The 17,182-nt window shown below is 41.0% G+C and carries 26 protein-coding genes and 1 pseudogene; 11 read left to right on the top strand and 16 right to left on the bottom strand.

Translation table 11 applies throughout. The features are described from left to right. Positions 1-4 precede the first annotated feature (4 nt). The 5 genes from MKY98_RS08050 to MKY98_RS08030 all read left to right on the top strand — a co-directional run bounded on the left by MKY98_RS08050 (position 5) and on the right by MKY98_RS08030 (position 4,524). Complete coding sequence (locus MKY98_RS08050; protein ID WP_069012813.1) at positions 5-598, top strand: PepSY domain-containing protein; 594 nt, start codon at positions 5-7, stop codon at positions 596-598. Between the two features lie 118 nt (positions 599-716). Beyond that, positions 717-1,265 carry a PepSY domain-containing protein gene (locus tag MKY98_RS08045; RefSeq protein ID WP_069012814.1) on the top strand — a complete coding sequence of 183 codons (549 nt, stop codon included), beginning with the start codon at positions 717-719 and terminating at the stop codon, positions 1,263-1,265. Between the two features lie 208 nt (positions 1,266-1,473). Next, entirely contained in the window at positions 1,474-2,484 is a 1,011-nt protein-coding gene (locus MKY98_RS08040) for an aminoglycoside phosphotransferase family protein (RefSeq protein ID WP_069012816.1), read from the top strand. 18 nt (positions 2,485-2,502) lie between these two features. Next, positions 2,503-3,399: an aminoglycoside phosphotransferase family protein gene (locus MKY98_RS08035; protein WP_069012818.1), complete on the top strand. Its 897-nt coding sequence runs from the start codon at positions 2,503-2,505 to the stop codon at positions 3,397-3,399. Positions 3,400-3,645: 246 nt separating this feature from the next. Further along, entirely contained in the window at positions 3,646-4,524 is an 879-nt protein-coding gene (locus MKY98_RS08030) for an arylamine N-acetyltransferase family protein (protein ID WP_029516522.1), read from the top strand. Positions 4,525-4,848: 324 nt separating this feature from the next. Here the strand turns inward: MKY98_RS08030 and MKY98_RS08025 are convergent. The 14 genes and pseudogenes from MKY98_RS08025 to MKY98_RS07960 all read right to left on the bottom strand — a co-directional run. Next, positions 4,849-5,886, bottom strand: a pseudogene (locus MKY98_RS08025) (protein prkA); the annotation flags it as partial. An 88-nt stretch (positions 5,887-5,974) separates the two neighbouring features. Further along, positions 5,975-6,187: a hypothetical protein gene (locus MKY98_RS08020; RefSeq protein WP_341010817.1), complete on the bottom strand. Its 213-nt coding sequence runs from the start codon at positions 6,185-6,187 to the stop codon at positions 5,975-5,977. A gap of 32 nt (positions 6,188-6,219) precedes the next feature. Further along, complete coding sequence (locus MKY98_RS08015) at positions 6,220-6,720, bottom strand: ArpU family phage packaging/lysis transcriptional regulator (RefSeq protein WP_341010816.1); 501 nt, start codon at positions 6,718-6,720, stop codon at positions 6,220-6,222. A gap of 2 nt (positions 6,721-6,722) precedes the next feature. Next, positions 6,723-7,139 carry a hypothetical protein gene (locus tag MKY98_RS08010; protein ID WP_341010815.1) on the bottom strand — a complete coding sequence of 139 codons (417 nt, stop codon included), beginning with the start codon at positions 7,137-7,139 and terminating at the stop codon, positions 6,723-6,725. 3 nt (positions 7,140-7,142) lie between these two features. Further along, positions 7,143-7,415, bottom strand: a complete 273-nt coding sequence (locus MKY98_RS08005; protein WP_341010813.1) for a hypothetical protein — start codon at positions 7,413-7,415, stop codon at positions 7,143-7,145. Beyond that, on the bottom strand, positions 7,412-8,116 hold the full coding sequence (locus MKY98_RS08000; RefSeq protein ID WP_341010811.1) for a DnaA ATPase domain-containing protein: 705 nt from the start codon (positions 8,114-8,116) through the stop codon (positions 7,412-7,414). Before MKY98_RS08000 ends, MKY98_RS08005 begins: the two co-directional genes overlap by 4 nt. 88 nt (positions 8,117-8,204) lie before the next feature. Continuing rightward, positions 8,205-9,122 (bottom strand): hypothetical protein, encoded by a 918-nt coding sequence (locus tag MKY98_RS07995; protein ID WP_341010809.1) that lies wholly within the window; start codon positions 9,120-9,122, stop codon positions 8,205-8,207. A 53-nt stretch (positions 9,123-9,175) separates the two neighbouring features. After that, complete coding sequence (locus MKY98_RS07990) at positions 9,176-9,568, bottom strand: DUF6809 family protein (RefSeq protein WP_341010808.1); 393 nt, start codon at positions 9,566-9,568, stop codon at positions 9,176-9,178. A gap of 94 nt (positions 9,569-9,662) precedes the next feature. Continuing rightward, entirely contained in the window at positions 9,663-9,911 is a 249-nt protein-coding gene (locus MKY98_RS07985; protein ID WP_341010806.1) for a hypothetical protein, read from the bottom strand. Continuing rightward, entirely contained in the window at positions 9,911-10,156 is a 246-nt protein-coding gene (locus tag MKY98_RS07980) for a helix-turn-helix domain-containing protein (RefSeq protein ID WP_341010804.1), read from the bottom strand. The genes MKY98_RS07985 and MKY98_RS07980 overlap by 1 nt, the downstream gene beginning before the upstream one ends. Continuing rightward, entirely contained in the window at positions 10,153-10,440 is a 288-nt protein-coding gene (locus tag MKY98_RS07975) for a hypothetical protein (RefSeq protein ID WP_341010803.1), read from the bottom strand. Before MKY98_RS07975 ends, MKY98_RS07980 begins: the two co-directional genes overlap by 4 nt. 131 nt (positions 10,441-10,571) lie before the next feature. After that, entirely contained in the window at positions 10,572-11,492 is a 921-nt protein-coding gene (locus tag MKY98_RS07970; protein WP_341010802.1) for a hypothetical protein, read from the bottom strand. Between the two features lie 40 nt (positions 11,493-11,532). Continuing rightward, on the bottom strand, positions 11,533-12,345 hold the full coding sequence (locus MKY98_RS07965) for a BRO family protein (protein WP_341010800.1): 813 nt from the start codon (positions 12,343-12,345) through the stop codon (positions 11,533-11,535). 184 nt (positions 12,346-12,529) lie between these two features. Next, the gene (locus tag MKY98_RS07960; RefSeq protein ID WP_341010798.1) at positions 12,530-12,769 is read right to left on the bottom strand and encodes a helix-turn-helix transcriptional regulator; all 240 of its coding nucleotides are present in this window, start codon (positions 12,767-12,769) and stop codon (positions 12,530-12,532) included. A gap of 107 nt (positions 12,770-12,876) precedes the next feature. Here MKY98_RS07960 and MKY98_RS07955 point away from each other — a divergent pair, with 107 nt between their 5' ends. Both MKY98_RS07955 and MKY98_RS07950 read left to right on the top strand, forming a co-directional pair. Next, positions 12,877-13,278, top strand: a complete 402-nt coding sequence (locus tag MKY98_RS07955; RefSeq protein ID WP_341010796.1) for a helix-turn-helix domain-containing protein — start codon at positions 12,877-12,879, stop codon at positions 13,276-13,278. 20 nt (positions 13,279-13,298) lie between these two features. Beyond that, complete coding sequence (locus MKY98_RS07950; RefSeq protein WP_341010794.1) at positions 13,299-13,715, top strand: ImmA/IrrE family metallo-endopeptidase; 417 nt, start codon at positions 13,299-13,301, stop codon at positions 13,713-13,715. Between the two features lie 25 nt (positions 13,716-13,740). Here MKY98_RS07950 and MKY98_RS07945 read toward each other — a convergent pair whose 3' ends face one another. Next, a complete protein-coding gene (locus MKY98_RS07945; RefSeq protein WP_341010793.1) occupies positions 13,741-13,992 on the bottom strand; it encodes a hypothetical protein in 252 nt (83 codons plus the stop codon). Positions 13,993-14,906: 914 nt separating this feature from the next. On the opposite strand from MKY98_RS07945, the gene MKY98_RS07940 reads away from it, so the two are divergent. Then, positions 14,907-15,233, top strand: a complete 327-nt coding sequence (locus MKY98_RS07940) for a hypothetical protein (protein WP_341010792.1) — start codon at positions 14,907-14,909, stop codon at positions 15,231-15,233. Then, entirely contained in the window at positions 15,217-15,612 is a 396-nt protein-coding gene (locus MKY98_RS07935; protein ID WP_341010790.1) for a hypothetical protein, read from the top strand. The genes MKY98_RS07940 and MKY98_RS07935 overlap by 17 nt, the downstream gene beginning before the upstream one ends. 25 nt (positions 15,613-15,637) lie before the next feature. Here MKY98_RS07935 and MKY98_RS07930 read toward each other — a convergent pair whose 3' ends face one another. Continuing rightward, positions 15,638-15,835 carry a hypothetical protein gene (locus MKY98_RS07930; protein WP_341010788.1) on the bottom strand — a complete coding sequence of 66 codons (198 nt, stop codon included), beginning with the start codon at positions 15,833-15,835 and terminating at the stop codon, positions 15,638-15,640. A 560-nt stretch (positions 15,836-16,395) separates the two neighbouring features. Here MKY98_RS07930 and MKY98_RS07925 point away from each other — a divergent pair. Next, entirely contained in the window at positions 16,396-16,608 is a 213-nt protein-coding gene (locus MKY98_RS07925) for a hypothetical protein (RefSeq protein WP_341010787.1), read from the top strand. Positions 16,609-16,802: 194 nt separating this feature from the next. Then, positions 16,803-17,171: a hypothetical protein gene (locus MKY98_RS07915; protein ID WP_151255878.1), complete on the top strand. Its 369-nt coding sequence runs from the start codon at positions 16,803-16,805 to the stop codon at positions 17,169-17,171. Positions 17,172-17,182: the final 11 nt, after the last annotated feature.

Below are 17,182 nucleotides of genomic sequence, written 5' to 3'. Positions count from 1 at the left end.
AACGATGAAAGCCATCTATGTGTGGATGATTGGGGGTACGCTGGCGGCTGTATTGATCACAATTTGCCTTTTACAGTGGCCTTGGGCACGGTCGTTAGCAGCTTCTCCATTGGAAGAAAAGGCCGTCATCCAATCCGTTTTACATCAGTATCCCGGTGAGGTGCTTGAAACGCAACGCTTGGGTGATTTTTATCTGATCAGGCTGGAACACGCTAAAGGCAAGTACGACATAAAGGCCAATGCCTATAACGGTGTCATCGAATCCATTAAGCGGGCACAGGCTTATACAGATGCGAAGCAGGAGCCCCAGGACCACAAGCCCGGTACCTCACCAACCAGAGACACATCGAATCCAACTAATAAACCTGACCCAGCTTCTCTCGTCATTACGGAGAAAGAAGCAGCCAAGCTTGCTGCCCAAGCAGTTAACGGAACATCCGATGATATTGAGCTTCATCGCAACGACAAAGGCCTCTACTATCTGGTTGAGGTTGAGGTAAAAGATGGGCGTGAAGCAGTAGTACAGGTCAATGCAGTATCGGGCTCTATTGACTCTATAACTTGGGAAAAAGAAAAACAGGAGCACGACGAATCATGACGATTTGACGATCATCTTAGCTCATGTTTCTCATGGTTTTCTCATGATTCTATTATGTTCCTCTCATGTTCAAGAGATAAGCTGTATTCATGCTTATAGCACAAGGAGGAATGATGTAATGAAAAAAAATTATACATTAGGAATTATGGCAGCCACGGTTCTGCTTGGAGTTACGGTTACGGGTGTCTCAGCGAGTGCCGTATGGGCCGCTAAACCTACGGGTCTTATTGGAGCGACCGCCGCTGCCAACATTGCCAAGAAAGCTGTGGGGAATAATGCACAAGTTGAAGATGTCGAACTGGAGCGCAAAAACGGAAAGGTCTACTATGAGGTGGATCTCCAACAAGGAGATAAAGATTGGGATATAGATGTTGATGCTTATACTGGGAAAACCATCCGTTCCCATTCTGAGCTTGATCATGACTCGAATGACGAGTCCATCCTTAACAAGCCAAATCACATCACCCTGACTGAAAAGCAGGCTGGGCAAATTGCGCTTAAACACGTGCCCGGGAGTACCCTTTTGTCTTCTAAATTGGATAAGGAGAATGGACAGTTCATCTACGAGGTAAAGGTACTCACCAACGAAGGAACCGTTGAACTTGAAATCCATGCATCATCTGGCACAATCGTGGATACAGACGAAGATGATGACAACGAATATTAATCACCCAGGTCAATAATCAGGGTAACTAAATACAGAGCTAATTAAAACGGAGCAGCGAACTTTCGCTGCTCCGTTTTTTTTGACCCATGTGACACAAGAAAAGAACGAAGATAGCTTCATAAAACTGCACCTATTATTTCCTTATGAATAGACTGATAACTAACAGAGGATTACCTTGTTCTTCAATTCAAAGTCAAGTGAGGTTCTTATGGCGAAATCCTATACTAAAGCACAGATTCGCAAAATCACCCGTCGTTTCGGCCTGATTCCATTAAAATCAAGCTTAGTCTCATCATTATACCGAAAAAATGCAGTGATCCAGGTGAAAACGAAAAAAGGAACTTATGCATTAAAACCCTTTAGTCGTACAAAGATGGTCCGTTCAAATACGATTCAACAGATGGAACGAGCTGCGAGCCATATAAGGCTTTTGAAAAAGAGAAAGTATACCTACATGCCCGCATGGCTCCCCATTCATTCCGGCAAGTTATGGACTCTATATCAAGGAACGCCATTTTATGTAAGCCAGTGGGTCAAAGGACGGGGACTGGAGACCGCTGAAGATTTCGAAAAACTGGGGCGGGCACTTGCCACACTTCACGCCACCTCCACCGGCTTGCATCGGATGGATAAAGTAAAGTCCCCTCCGACCATTCAACAATTGCGGATATGGAAAAACCAAGATCGTCTTTTTCAAAAAAAAATGATAAAAAACAGTCGCCATGATAAAACGTACCGTAACTGGTACAATGCTCACGGCGAAAACTGCAAACGTTTATCCAGGCGAGCATGGAAGGATTTGCAGGATGCATCCATCATAAGGCTGCTTCGGATGGAACATCGGCACCCCTCCTTGATACACAGTGATATCACTACCCCAAATGTCATTATTTCGGATGATGGTCATCTCAAAATCATTGATTGGGATCGGGTTAAGATCGGCTCAGTCTATGCTGATTTGGCAAAGGCCCTTATGAATACGACTCAATTCAATCCTGAATTTGTGCAGTCCTTGCTGAAGGGATACCAAAAACGCAAGCCACTAAGCCGAACTGAACGGAAGATTGTTACGGCTTTATATAAACTACCACGAGAAGCCTGGCATGCTTCCCGACACCCGCACCGTTCAAGAGATCGTGAAATCCTGGACCATTGGGATCAGTCGTGGCCTCTTCGATTACAAATCATCCATATTTTGCAGGAGTGGGCTCATGTATAAAAGAAAGTGAGGAGCAAAATGTCGATTTTATCGAACGTTGAGCAGATGTATGGAATCAAAATTCAGCGTACCCGTCAAATGAAGGACATTCACAAGATTGAGACCGCTAATACGACTTATTGCTTAAAACCCTACAAATTCCCGGAAGAAGAGATCCGTTTTATTACACGTGTCTTGTCCTACCTGGATGAGCGCGGGTTTACACGCAGCCAAAAGGTCTATCCAACAGTACAACAAACGGCTTACATGACCTATGAAGGTGTTTCGTATACATTAACCAATTGGGTTCATGGACTCAGACCAGAATTCACAAAAAGAATAGACTTCAAAAAGGGAATTGCTACTTTAGCCAAATTCCATTCCAGTGCCATGGGCTTTCCTGTCACTGAAGCTCCGCCATCCAGAATCCGTTATGAAGGCTTGAGCGATGAAATAGCTGGATACAAAAAACGCCTCATCCCATACAGAGGCACAGCACATCTCGTAGCTCTTTGTGAAGAAGTGTCCCATCGTCTACAGCAGCCCAAAGTTAGAGAAGCCATTGCTCGGGAGCAAAAAGCCGCCGCATTTATACACGGCGACTATAATTATCCCAATCTGATTAAAGACAAACAGCTCAAAATCCATTTGATCGACTTTGAAAATTGCTCCCTACATGTAAGGATGAAAGATCTCTCCCATCTTCTTCATCGGAATTGTCTTTGGAATGGGACAAAGATGCTGCGCGCGATAGATTACTATCAACGATATCGTCCATTGAGCACCCATGATTTGCATCTGCTTCACGCACTATTGATCTCTCCCTATCATGTGGTCCGCAATATCAGAATAGGCGGCTTCCGTTCTGCCAAACGAGTCATTCCCTCGTTCGTTCATTTGAACAAATACCGACGTGAACTCAGATCACTATTATAATCGGTCAGCTTGGAACTAAACAAAAAAACAGACCCGATGAAACGGTCTGTTTTTTTGTGTTCTGACAACAACTACAGGAAAAGCGCATGCCGCTAAAGCCAATCGACTTGCTAACTGTACCGGTACAATCAAAAATTTATAGCATTGTAAACATCACTTCTCCCTTCTACAATGATGCTAAGACTCAATGCTCAATGGTTTCGAGAAGAGAATCTGGGAAACTAACAACAATAGAGGTGACTGTACATGTACACCATGACAAAAGAAGAAATAAAAGCTTATTTAAACAGAATCGGAATTCCCGAAATTCAACCTCCTACCCTTCCCTATTTAGTTGAGCTGCATAAGGCTCATGTAAAACATCTTTCATGGCAAACATTGGACATTTATGCAAGGAAGCCGGCAGCCATTGGTTTTCAAGAATCCATTCAACTCATTCTACATGGGAGAAGTGGTTATTGTTTTCATCTGAATGGTGCCTTTAGTGCACTACTATATTCACTAGGGTACAAAGTTTCTCTGCATCGTGCCGGGGTACAACCTCTGGGAGCTGAACCACGCATTAATTCATTTCATCTTGGACTAACAGTGAACTTGCTAAATGAGCAACATGAAGATGAAGTATGGATTGTTGATGTCGGGCTGGGCGATATGCCATATGAGCCTCTTCCACTCCGTATGGGAACTTATGAACAGGCTCCTCTTCATTATAAAGTCATGGAATCCGGAGTTGTTACAAAAGGTTGGCGGTTAGAGCATGACTCGCTTGCTTCATTTGTTGGCGTTGATTTTGCTCCTGCGGTTGTTCAGGATTTGGAAGAATTCATGCCGAAACATCATTTCTATAGCCGCTCAGCGGAATCTCCATGGTTTAACCTATTTCTGATTCGGCAAAGGCAAGCATTAGAGGCGAATGAACTCAGAGGATGTATTTGGAAAAAGCGCGGGCTAAACGGTTTGGAAAAAATAGAGCTGGATCAGAAATCGCAGTGGCTGGAAGTGTTGGCAGATGTATTTGGCGAGCCGCTCGTTAACTACAGTCGCCAGGAACGGGACGAGTTATGGAAAAGAGTACTTGCGGCTCATATGGAATGGAAAAAGTCTATGACTGAATCATTGCAATAGTAAAGCTTCCAACGTAAGGATAGTCTTCAAGCCACATCTTACACCTTTAACATTTCCGAGGAGTGCTGTAGCATTTCCAATTCCTTCACCATGTTTTATCAGCTTCGTGAACGAAGCCAATTCCTCTGTATGTTCCTGCGAAGAAGCAATATTGCAGGCACTCTCCGCTGCCTAATGATACTAAAAAAAGAATTCGACAGGCACCTGACCCCCCTGTGCTTGCCGAATTCCCTCTAAAACACGTTTATCGGAACCTCACAACTGTGTGGCACCATCCAGATCAATCCATAGTTTCACCATGCTGTACTTATTTATTATTTCGTCTTACCGATTCAGGAGGCTACCTACATACCTTAACAGATCGTTAGCGCTGGCTCCTGTGTAGCCATGCTCCTCAATCAGTCGTTTAATCACCTCATTCATCCGTTTGAGCTGATTAGCGTCAGGCGTTTTGGTTGAAGTCGTAATCTTCACAATATCCTTCAAATCGGCGAACAGCTTCTTCTCAATGGCTTCTCGCAGCCGATCATGATGATGATACTCAAACTTCCGTCCCTTGCGAGAATACGCAGAAATACGGATTAATATTTCTTCACGGAATGCCTTTTTCGCATTTTCCGATACCCCGATTTGCTCCTCAATAGAGCGCATGAGCCGCTCATCCGGGTCGAGTTCCTCATCTGTGAGCGGATCGCGAATTTTCGCCCAATTGCAAAAAGCTTCGATGTTATCCAAATAGTTGTCAAACAGCGTCTTGGCTGATTCCTCGAAAGAGTACACAAATGCCTTCTGCACTTCTTTTTTCGCCAATTCGTCATACTCCTTACGAGCCACGGAAATGAAATTCAGATAGCGCTCCCGTTCTTCCTTTGTGATGGAGGCATGTTGATCCAGACCATCCTTGATTGCTCGTAAAATGTCCAGGGCATTGATGGATTCCACATTTTGCTTAATCAATGCACTAGAAATGCGATTAATGACGTACCGCGGGTCTACCCCGGACATACCTTCCTCCAGAAACTCACTTTGCATTTCTTTCAGATCGGCTTCCTTGTATCCTTCGACCTCTTCACCGTCATACATGCGCATCTTTTTGACCAGATCCATCCCTTGTTTCTTCGTCTCCTTCAAGCGGGTAAGCACGGAGAAAATGGCAGCCGTACGCAGCGCATGAGGCGCAATGTGGATATGTCTCATATCACTTTGTTTAATGAGCTTGGCGTAAATCTTTTCTTCTTCAGACACCTTCAGGTTATAAGGAATCGGCATTACAATCATCCTTGATTGCAATGCCTCGTTCTTTTTGTTTGCAATGAAACTTTTATACTCGGATTCATTGGTGTGAGCCACGATCATCTCATCTGTTATGTCATGATATATGCAAAAGAAAAACGTTGGTGTAGCAGCCTTTTTTCATAAGCTACCTAGCTATAAAGAAAGAAGCCACCCCTTATTCTGGAGTGGCTTCTTTCTTTATAGCTTGTTTAATTGCTATTTCAGCGATTGTGCGGTGAAGGTCTTCTAATGCGTTTGTCGGCCCCTCACAGGGCGGGATTATAATTCCAATGAGTCCGTTCTTGCCTTGGATGTACGTTGTGACCTTATTTTCAATTTCCACTTTTTTATGAGCGTGTGAGTCGCCATAATCCTTTGGACTTAACATCGTTCCCTCCCCTCCGATCTTGGTTGTATAGTTTATTCGTTGCTGCTTGTCCGTATGTTCGCGCGTTTTGTGTCCACTAAGCTTTGTATGTTGATAATCCCAAAAGCATGAAAGCTATATGCTAAATTTTGAAATGCTTTTCTTCGCAATTTTGCATAAGTGTCCTTACTAATGGGATGATCCATTTTGAAATTGTAAACTGCGTAATCAGTTGGCATGTCGTCACCCAAATATTTCAATTCGATTATCTCTCTATACTTTGGATATAGGCGACTGACAGCCAGTTCGACGTTTTCGCAAAATTGTCTGCGGTGCTCGGTTCTGAACACATTGGACACTGCAATATCTGCGGTCGAATCACTTGTTACATTGGTCGGACCACTCGGACGATCTTGATAACTGGCCGTTATGGTTGCCTCTCTCTGTTCAATTATCGTATTTTTAAATATTTGATATTTTTCAAAAACACCTTCTATTGCATTTTTCGTCTTCTTATCATCTAGCTTTGGTAAATCGGTTGTTGGTTGGCTCATACTCAACCCCCTGCTATATCATTCCTGCGGTTGGCCTTGTCAAAAGCCTGCTGCATATCCGTTCTAATACGCGGTGTGTACATACGATGCTTCTGTATGCACTCAATCTTTTCAGCTCTCCATTTCGCTTTTTCAAATTCATAGACTAAATGCGGATGTCCTTCTGAGACATCGTACAAGGGCTGTAGGCGCTCTCTTTCGTTTTTGATTACTCTACGTTTCTTCCGGTTATCTTGAAGCTGCTGAGAGATATTTAATCGCATATCGTTATCAATTTCCATGAACTCTAAAGCGTGAAGCAGGTCCGTACATTCCAAATCGTAATATCGAACTTCACGGTCAAGGTGTTCATACTCTGTTTTGATGCCCTTCAAAATATCACTAAGCTGTTGGGCTACTTCTGTGGCTTCTATCCTCAATTTTCATCTCCCCTTTTTTATAGGGGCTTTATCATGCTTTCCAAACTTCATTCCTAGCTCAAGTCCGTCCTCAAATTCAGATCCGCTCATATCTGTAATTACAGCGTCCCCAAAAGGAATAGTAAGGAGGTTATTTTGACCCTCATAGTAAGGCCCGTTTTTCACTATGAAATCATTTGTCCCCCATGCTGGATCGTTATACATAACATGCACTTCTTTACCGACCAATTTTTCATATGGCGCTCCTACTGGAGCTGAACGTACAATTATCTTCATGACTCGTTCCCCGTTTCCAGTTGAAATCTATCTCGCGCTTTCTTTTCCCGCCGATCGGGACCAATCATTTCAATTCTCTGAGCTTGTCCAATAATTCGGCTGGCAATCTTCCGACCATTCAGAGGCAAGCGCTGATGTATACGTTCCGTTGCGTAATTGCTGGTGATAATTGTAATCTTGTTTTTATCCATGCGTTCATTTAGGATGCTGTACAACTTGCCTTCAGCCCATTCAGAATATGAAGCGGTGAACAAATCATCTATCATTAGCACGGGCACGTTATAGTAGCGGCTCAAAACTTCCGTTTCACTCTCTTCACTGTTCCGACTATAGGTAGACCTGATATCCCCGAAAAGTGTCTCCTCAGTAACATAGAGACCCGGTATGTGTCTTTCAGCCAACGCGTTAGCTATACAATCCATCAGATACGTTTTGCCAGTGCCGTATGCACTCTGACTCCCCTTAATCCGGGTTTCATCCCCAAAGATATAAAGCCAGGTCCCTTTCTCTTGGTGGGCTTCGATGTTATCGACGAATTTCGTAACCATAGCAAAGTGTTGGGCATTCTTCGCGTCGATATCAGCATTTTTGAAAGTGTGCTGCTTTTGCTCATGGTTGAAGCTGCTGTTTGCCGTATATTTTGTTAACTGCCGATCCAGTAAACAAGAGCACGGTTCCACCGTAGCCACTTCTCTTGGCATAGGGTTTCCATTCTTGTCTGTATAGCTTTCGTCAGTCACCCAACGGAAAGAATTGATGGTCCCGGTGTAATCGCACTTAGGACATCCCTCATGTGTTCCTAATTCGCTGTAATAACTCTTCGGAAAGATTTTCGTCTTCTCCGTCGATTGGTTTTCCAAGGATGAGGTCCTCTGTTGAGCTTTCATAGCTTCCACTCGCTTGAGAAGATCCCGCATGACTGGTTTTACGCTGTCCACGTCCTCCACCTCCCTGTTGCTTTCTAAATGTTTCAAATGGATTGTTTTCGCTCAAGAACTGATCAATGTTTTTAGCATTCATGAATTTTTCCAAAGTGAATTTGTAGGTGTACCAATATAGCTCACTTTTAATGATGGTGTTGTAATTGCTTATGGCTTCTTTCATTTCCTCGAAACTCATATTTTTCAATCTGGCGTTTATGCTGGATTGCATTTTCTGAGTTAGTTCCCGATGCTTGATAATCTCAAGCGAATTCCAATAATCATATATATCTTTTAAATCATTATTAGATTTATTTAAGTTCTTTAACTTATTGTGTATTGCCCCTGCTTTGCCCTCGCTTTGCCCCTGCTTTGCCCTTATAATGCCCGTTTCATTGCCCTCTGCTTTGCCCTTGTAGTTATCGGAATCTTGATAAACCCCGTAATTAACAATGGTTAAGAGCAATCCACGCTTTGCCCTTGCTTTTGCCTCGTCCTTTGCCAAAAAATCATGTTTTTCTAATTTTTCAATCGCGTTACGCACAACTTTTACTGTTACCGCTTTGTCTCCAATATCATCCGCTATCATTTGATAAGAGGTTGCAATTTGCCCCCGTTTAAGGGGGATAATCTCACCATTTCTAACAACCTCGCAATCTTGATATGCGGCTTGCAAAAGCAGTTCAATCATTACCAATCTATGAGTAGCCTTGAGAGAAAGCCAAAGATTAGACTTCCTAATTTTTCGCGCTAAGATGATATATCCATTAGGGATAAAGTCATTCATTTCACCACCACACTATTCTGTGACTTAAGTGTCATTTGCTTGGGCCGATTGTTTCAATCTTTCCCCGTTGACACATGTAATGTTTTTAAAAAGCGATATCCCTCAATGAACCCTTTAACAAAGGCTTCTTCTTCTTCATATCCAGCAACAATATTGAAATCGCCTTCCAGATCGCCTAATGCTTCTTTTTCCTTTTTAGGCAATTTATCGCGTAAGGCAGAAAAATTATCACAAAGAATTTTATTGGCTTCTTCGATGTGTGGGAGCATATCCCGGGAAGTGTTACGGGTTAAAAATTTATGTGTAGCCAGTTCACGAAGAACCTCAATCATTCCGTTTTCGAATACATCCGTTAACACAGGTTCACTATTCATAGGGTCTTTACCTTGAAGTCTGCAAAATTCAGTCTCAATTGCTCCAAAAGAAACCATCTGGCATCTATTCATGTTCAACTCTCCCCATTTTTGGGGACAGCCCTTGCGCTTTATGAAGACATGACTTATAATTTGCGCGTGGGCTTGTCCCTTGATTTATGTTGCCTTAACGCCCGGCCAAGGTGTTGTTAAGGCTTTTTGTTTGCTCATTATAGAAACCCTTGATTACACCAAAATGGATTTCTTCTGCATATGTTAGGTCTTGAACAGCTTTAAATATCTTTTCTGAAATCATTTCTCTCGTGAACACTTCATCCTGCTGAACAATGCAAAGTAATTCGATTAAATCCTTTTTGATTTGCGTCACATTATCATGACAATTCAAATGATCAATTACCATAGGGTCCATTCCCATTACACGCTCACCGCCTCTCTATGAGCTTTGTATACGTCTTCTGCTTTTCCTGCATGAACATGATTGAAAGATATTTTGTAGTATTGCAACAGACAAAAGAACTCGTACGTTTCCGCTTTTGATGCATCTTTCTCCCAGCGTTTTAACTTTGAAACTGAAATCCCCGTTTCATCACTAACCTGTTCAATTGACTTTTTACAGTTCTCACGAACTTGTTTCAGGGTTAATTGGTTGGCGAGGCTCATTGAATCACCCCCGGTTTATCAGCGTAAATGTGAGACCGATAATCTTCATTGGCGCCGCCCAGCAATTCTTCCAGCCTTTCCAAACGCTCAGCCCGTTCCTTGAAGCCAGCCCCATTGATTTCATTTCCTTTGTGGAAATTCACAATAGATTGGGTCTCTGAATTTTTTCGTTCACCAGAAATGCCATCTACTGCATCCAACACATCTTCAAAAGAGAGGGTTCTAATAAATTGAATTAACTCACGTTCTTGTTTAGTCACACACATAGGCAATAAACTTTGCATTTGTCTTTATCTCCTTTATTGAACGGTACTTTACCGCTGTGATTTTTTAATGATGTTACGAACGATAATAGCGTGTTGCAATGGATTGCCAAACCATAATCGGGCCAGTTCTGGAAGAGTCATAACCTCGTTCATTTGGTTTCCACAACCTTAAGATTAGGTTTCTTTGGAGTCATTCCCACTACATCCCCGTATTCATCAAACTCTGCTGTATAGGTCTGCACGGGCTTACCTGTGATTTCTTCCAAGATCCCGAAAGTATCAATCATATTCTCGCCTGTTTCAGCCTTATATCTATCCATAGTTCGGAACATGTGATTCATGAAGATGTCCAATAAATAGCTATCTTGGTCATGTTCTAGCTTCTCAATAAAGATTAATTCCTTAAAAACCTCGCTATCTATTTCATCAGGAATTTTGATGTACCGACTTGCAAATGATTCCTTCGGGCTACCATCCCAATATTTCGAGTTCTTGTCCAAAGTAATGACTTGTAAAAAATCATCTTTGTTGATAACTCTTCCATTAACGAAAAGAGCCTCAATGTACAACATAAAATCAACGTCATTACCCGGCAGGGGCTTTTCTACAATTCTCTTTAATTGATCCCAATAATCCTTTGTTTGAAAAACAAGAGTATCAAGAGTTTCTGAAAAATCAGTCTGCGCCATTTCTTTTGCAGCTTTGCTCATTTCCTTAATCTCATTTTGCAAAGTAACAATTTCTTCTTTTGCTACTCTAAACTTTCTGTTAATGGCCTTTATCTTGCGTCCGTAAATTCTCAATGCTGCAAAAACGTTGGACATTTTGTATGAAGGAAGGGCCAACATTTTGTCAAGATCGTAACTCTTGCCTACTTCCTTCCTAGCAATCTCAACATCCGAAGGTGACATATTACGAATGGAAAAAGTCGCTACTGATTCGCCTATTTTTAAATTAAGGTCTATAAGGTCGATCCCTAATTGAGTACGTGTAGTGCTGTACTGCTCTAGCTTTTCATTTGTTTTAACCATCCAAGCATTCAATTTTTGTTTCATTTCAAATTTGTTCATTATTCTTCGTCCCTTCGAATTTTGTTTTTTTTGTTTTTGCTTATTGCTCTAATCCAACTCGCTTAAGCAAAGCTGGGAATGTGTCAGGGTAGTAGTGCGGTGCTGTTTCCCTTGGATTATTGGGGCTGATAATGTTTTTACCAAATGAAAGACCTTCATCAGTAAGGGACTTGAATTGGCGTATGCCGATTTTCTTGGCAGGCCGCTCTTTTATCTCAAGTAGCCCGTGATGGATAAGCAGATTGTTGAACTTGTCTGTCGCCATCCTCACCCCGTTTTCTTGTAGGAGTGCCGTAGCTGATTTGGTATGTCCTTCATCTGCATAAGCTGGTAGAGGAACATTCAATCCATGTTGCTTATTAAAATCTCCTAAAAGCTTCAAACGGCCAGAATCAGGTAAGCGAAGTACATCAGCAGAAACACTCAACATATAAGCTTCTTTCTTAAAGTGAATTAATTCCGGTTCTGGTGATCCTGGCATCTCATATTTTCCTGTTTTCTGTATTGATGGAAGCATGTCCTCATACAGCCAGTCTTGAAATGATTCTGCTTTTGGTTGTCCCGATTGTCCCATCACCCGGTTTAGAGAAAGGTTTGATATGAACTTCTCTCCAGCATTGTTTAATTTTCGGACCTTCTGATTCAAAAGGTCTGAATTCACAACGTGATAAATATGACTTTCTTTACAAAATTTCAAAACATGATTCGAGGAAGCTTTCCCTTGATACTCCAATGCATCAGCAACACTCTTCGCGCTGATGATGAAATCACCCACAAACTTGAAAGAGACATCTGCCGGAAACAGCACCGTAACTTCTCGGCCATCAAAAAGCATTAGTTCATTGTTATTCATGTCTTCTCTCCTTATCGCATAATAAAAAGTGTTTACAATACAACGTTGATGTGAATATTTATTGCTTCGTTCGGACACAATGTAAATATAATTTACTATGAAGGCGTGACTAAATAAGGTTTAAGAAAATCACAAAACCTATTGCGTAAATAATATTAACGTTATATAATAACAAAAGGAAATATTATTTACTATTTAAGTATGAAATTGAGCTTTGGTGAACATCAGGAAAACATTCTTCGACCGTCCCACCCACATATCTACACAATCGTATCATCAGATTTCCGCTGCCCGTTGTGTAACCATTCTCCACAAGGCGGATCATTGTTCCAGTTACACCTAACGCCATACCGACTTGTTCCTGTGTTCCCTTCTTTTTACGAAGTTCTTTTAGACGATGTCGAACAGTACGATATTCTGTCATTTCTTTGCACCACCTTTCTTGATTTGAATAATATCACGTAAATATTATTTACGCAACACCAAATTGTAAATTAAATTTTCTTTTTTTATTATAAAGGAGAGATACCCTTGTCAGTTGGTAAAAGAATACAAGACTTGCGTATGAAACGCGGATACACTCAGGAATATATGGCAGAAAAATTGGACATGAACCGTGCTAATTTCTCTAACTACGAAAGAAACAAAGCTGTGCCTCCTGGTGACAAGCTTGCAGAAATAGCCAACATATTGCGTACCTCCACTGATTATTTACTTGGTCGTATTGACGATCCTTCTGGAACACTTACACACCCAGAATGGGCGACATATAAAGATAAAAGAGATTTCAAAAAAATGCTTGAAGAAGATGAACCCGTGCTATTTGATGGTATACCTATTGATGAAGATGATAAAGAAAAATTGAAAAAGGTTATTGAAGCCATGTTCTGGGATGCCAAGAAACAAAACAAAAGGAAACCTGTAGACGAATAACAGCAGGAGGACTGACGCCCATGGACACAATTGGAATTATAAAGAGACTCGTAAAAAAATATGGGACCAACTGCCCTTTTAAACTTGCTGAACATTTAGGGGTCAGAATTTTTTATGACGATCTCGGAAAAGTAACTCGGGGCTTTTATTTCCGTAAGTTGCGCCGAAGTTACATCGGAATACATAACGCTTTGCCGTATGAGAATCAAAGGCTTGTATGCGCCCATGAACTCGGGCACCACTTTTTACATAGAGGGCTGGGATACTACTTCATTGATCAAAACACCCTCTTCAATCCCGGTAAGTATGAACGTGAAGCTAATGAGTTCGCTGTAACTCTACTACTCGCCAAAGATTCCATGCAACCTGACGAAACCTTTGAAAGTTACTTTAAACGAAACGGCATTCCCAGCCAGATGATTGCATTTTATAAATGAGGCCCTTGCGGGCCTCTTTATTTTATTAGGACAATTGCTTTTTTAGTTCCAAGCACAGCTCAAAACCTTTTTTTACTCCATCCTCAGCAGCGCTACCCACCAAATAATTAACTATGGATTCTAATTCCAGAGCGTATCTCGACATCTTTGGATCGTCACTTTGAAGTTCATCCAACAGCTCACCAATTCGGGAATATGTTTCTCCCTCACTGCTTTCCACATTTTGAACAGACTGGTTTGCTGCAACTGCTAACAACGGTTCAAATACGTTTTCCATATAGTCGTTCTCCTCTTCATCTATTTATAAGTATTTTTTCACCTAAATAAGTACGAAAATCCAGCATCACCACCTTAAAGGAATCAACGAAAAAAAGCGCACAAAAAAAACCACTGTAAATAGAGATTCCATCAATATTCATTCAAATGGGCAGACTTCACCAAAATGTTCTTTTCGCAGTTAAAATTAACTTTAGAGCAAGGTCCCGACTTGCTCACTGCTATACATTTTGATAAAAGCGTCCTTACATTTGATAAATAATTAGATGTAATCATTATTTACAGTGGCATCATTGTGCGCTTACCTGTTACTCATTATTGCCATCTTTTAAACATCATTTTCACTTACACATTCCAAAATCCATATGCGTTCGGGACAAACGCCTAAACTCTTCATTAAAACATTCTATCTTAATTCAAACATTCCTTAAAAAAACATTTTATATACTACTTTAGTATTTCAAAACTACTTTAGTATTTCAAAAATAAAACCTCATGTAATTTAATATAAAAAATAATTTGTCTTAAAAATAATTTATGAAATTATTCTACCAAAATTTTCTGACAATAGCAAACTATATTTACCGTTCGTTGCTGCTAACATCTATTAGCCGTTACTGTCATGAATTTATTGCTCCACCAAACAAAAAAAGCCATGGAATGCAAAAAACACCCATACGAGGTGTTATGATCCCATGGCTAAATAAGCCTATATGTAATATTGAACTTTAAAAGTTCAAATCTTTCCTTTGTCAATTAGTATCGACAAAGATAATTAGAATTCGTTAATAAATATTTTTTACCATAACACTCATTAGAAAGTCAACTCTCTATTTTCTAGAGTAATAAAATATAGAAAAATATTCCTAGGTCTGATAGACTAACCGTATCATAAGACCTAAAGGGGATTGAAAAATGAAGCAAGCTTCATATTTTTTCTTTTTGCTTTCGTTTGTATTACTTATAACTGGTTTTGTAGTTGCCTATCACTACGGGGATTATAACGCGGAATACTCTTCGTTGTATGACAGTTCCTGGGATAAGATGGGTCATGTTGTAGGTGGTGATGCCTACAATTACATTATTATGGGTATGCGTGGTATCCTATATGGAGTCGCTTCCCTTGTGTTCGCTATAATTGGATGCTTCTTTTTTATTATGGATCGCTTGGGTGAACATAAAAAAGAAACACCCTCAATGACCATTAATAAGGAGGCGGAACAAATTGGGTCAGAGGTTTAGACAGACAACAGTTATTTTTCTAGTCCTATTTGTCCTTTTGATTTCAGGTTGTGCAACCAAACAAATACAAACATCCGATAGTGAAATTACTAACGATCCGCAGGACGATATTGTATACGTTGACGATGAAACGAGGTTCATTGCAACGACTTTGAAACTAGCACGACTTTATGATGATGTAAAAGAAGACTTTGACATGCAAGAAACGATTGCGTCTGCTGTGGAAAGTTCAGCAGAATCATTTGATAAGGACGTTAAAGAGAAATTTATAGAGGTTGCAGCAGCCATCAAAGACGGTGATCCAGAAAAGACTCAGAGGTTATGTGATGAAATAGAAGAGAAATATGTAACTAAATACAGTTGGAAACGCGATTCGTAAAAAAGCCCCGGAGCAATCCGGGGTTTTAATATTCCGTGAAGTATCTAGTCGCATCTCCCGGTGACATAGGCCTGATCTGTCCACGCTCCCAGCCCTCTATAATGACGATATTTCGCGTGTCTGACTTGTCTTCCCACAGAATATAATTTTCCTTCTCCAATGATAACAGACCCGACTTTATATCCGTTACATTCCTACCTGTCTTGACCTCCAATTCTGGCATTGTTGGCATTCTTCTTTTCTGTCGAAAAAAATTAAACAATATCCGCAGTAGTTTTCGTTCGATGTCTGGTAACATGTTGATCACCTCTGCAAATATTATATGCAAACAAGCGTTCGTTATTCAAGACAAAAAACAAACAGGCTCTTGTCCTGCTTCATTCATTATTATACTTTTATATAATTTTTATTTGACATTAGTATAACTTAGGTGTATAATTAATATCAGAAGGGAGGGAAAAAGAATGGCAAAGAAAAAGAGAAAACGTAAGCCCCCTGAAGTCAAAGATGTAATCCAGTTCTTGACGGTCCTGATTACATTTATGACAGCGATCATCAACCTCATAGTCTTACTACTTAGGTAGTAAGCTGAGGGTTACGGTTCGCCCCGAAGGGGGCGGATTGTAACGGGGCTTATGTTCTCTCTTTAATTAAGTATACCACGAAGCGAAGGAGGTTACACCTGATATGAGCAAGTTAAACGCTGCCAGCTTTATCATGAGTATTGCCGGGTTTATCATCAGTGTAATCACTCTAATTATTGTACTGAAAGGCTGATAATATATGACCATCGCGGAAATGATCGTACGCGAAATTGATAAGCGAGGATATAAAAATAAATGGGTGGCCGAACAAGTAGGCATTAAAGAGGTCACCTTTTCATTAAAATTAAAAAAGGACCGTTTTACTGCTGCTGAGTTGGTACGGATCGGCATACTATTTGATTTGGATCTTAACATGTTCAAAGGCTCTGCTACATTGGAGAATGAAGAATGAAATACGGCCCGTAAACCCAGCCTAAATAAGCGTATAGCAGCCCGTACCAGCCTCAAACGGCAGATTACACACCGTGCAGGACTCAAGATGCCACGGGGCTGGGGATGGCTCCGCAACCCACGTAAGGCGGCATACCATAAGGTGTACTGTGTTCAAACTGATCGGTAAATTAATTAGATAGGAGGACTATGACTATGGAAATGCATATTATCGGGAATATGGATGGGGATCATAGTAAGCCCATCAAGCCTACAATACTAACGCAGTCGATGAAAGAATCAACCGTTATGTGGGCGCGGCTACAAGGCGAGTCGGGCAAAACCGAGGTCACATTTTTAGCGAGTGAACTCAGGAAAGTGTATGATGATTACCAAAGGTTAAAAAGCAATGCGCCCGCAACGGATTTTGATCTTACAGAAGATGATGACAAGTCTGTCCGGGAGTTACTGGAAAACGGTGAAACTGTTGTATCCTTGCCCCCTAGGTTACTAATAAATGTGATATTTGCACAGGATGCATACGATAACGATAATTTGCCGCCTTCTGGATACTGGAGAGAGTAAGCTAACAAAAA

Source organism: Paenibacillus sp. FSL M8-0228 (assembly GCF_038007385.1).
Taxonomy (GTDB): Bacteria; Bacillota; Bacilli; order Paenibacillales; family Paenibacillaceae; genus Paenibacillus; species Paenibacillus polymyxa_D.
This window is presented reverse-complemented; position numbering and strand designations above follow the sequence as displayed.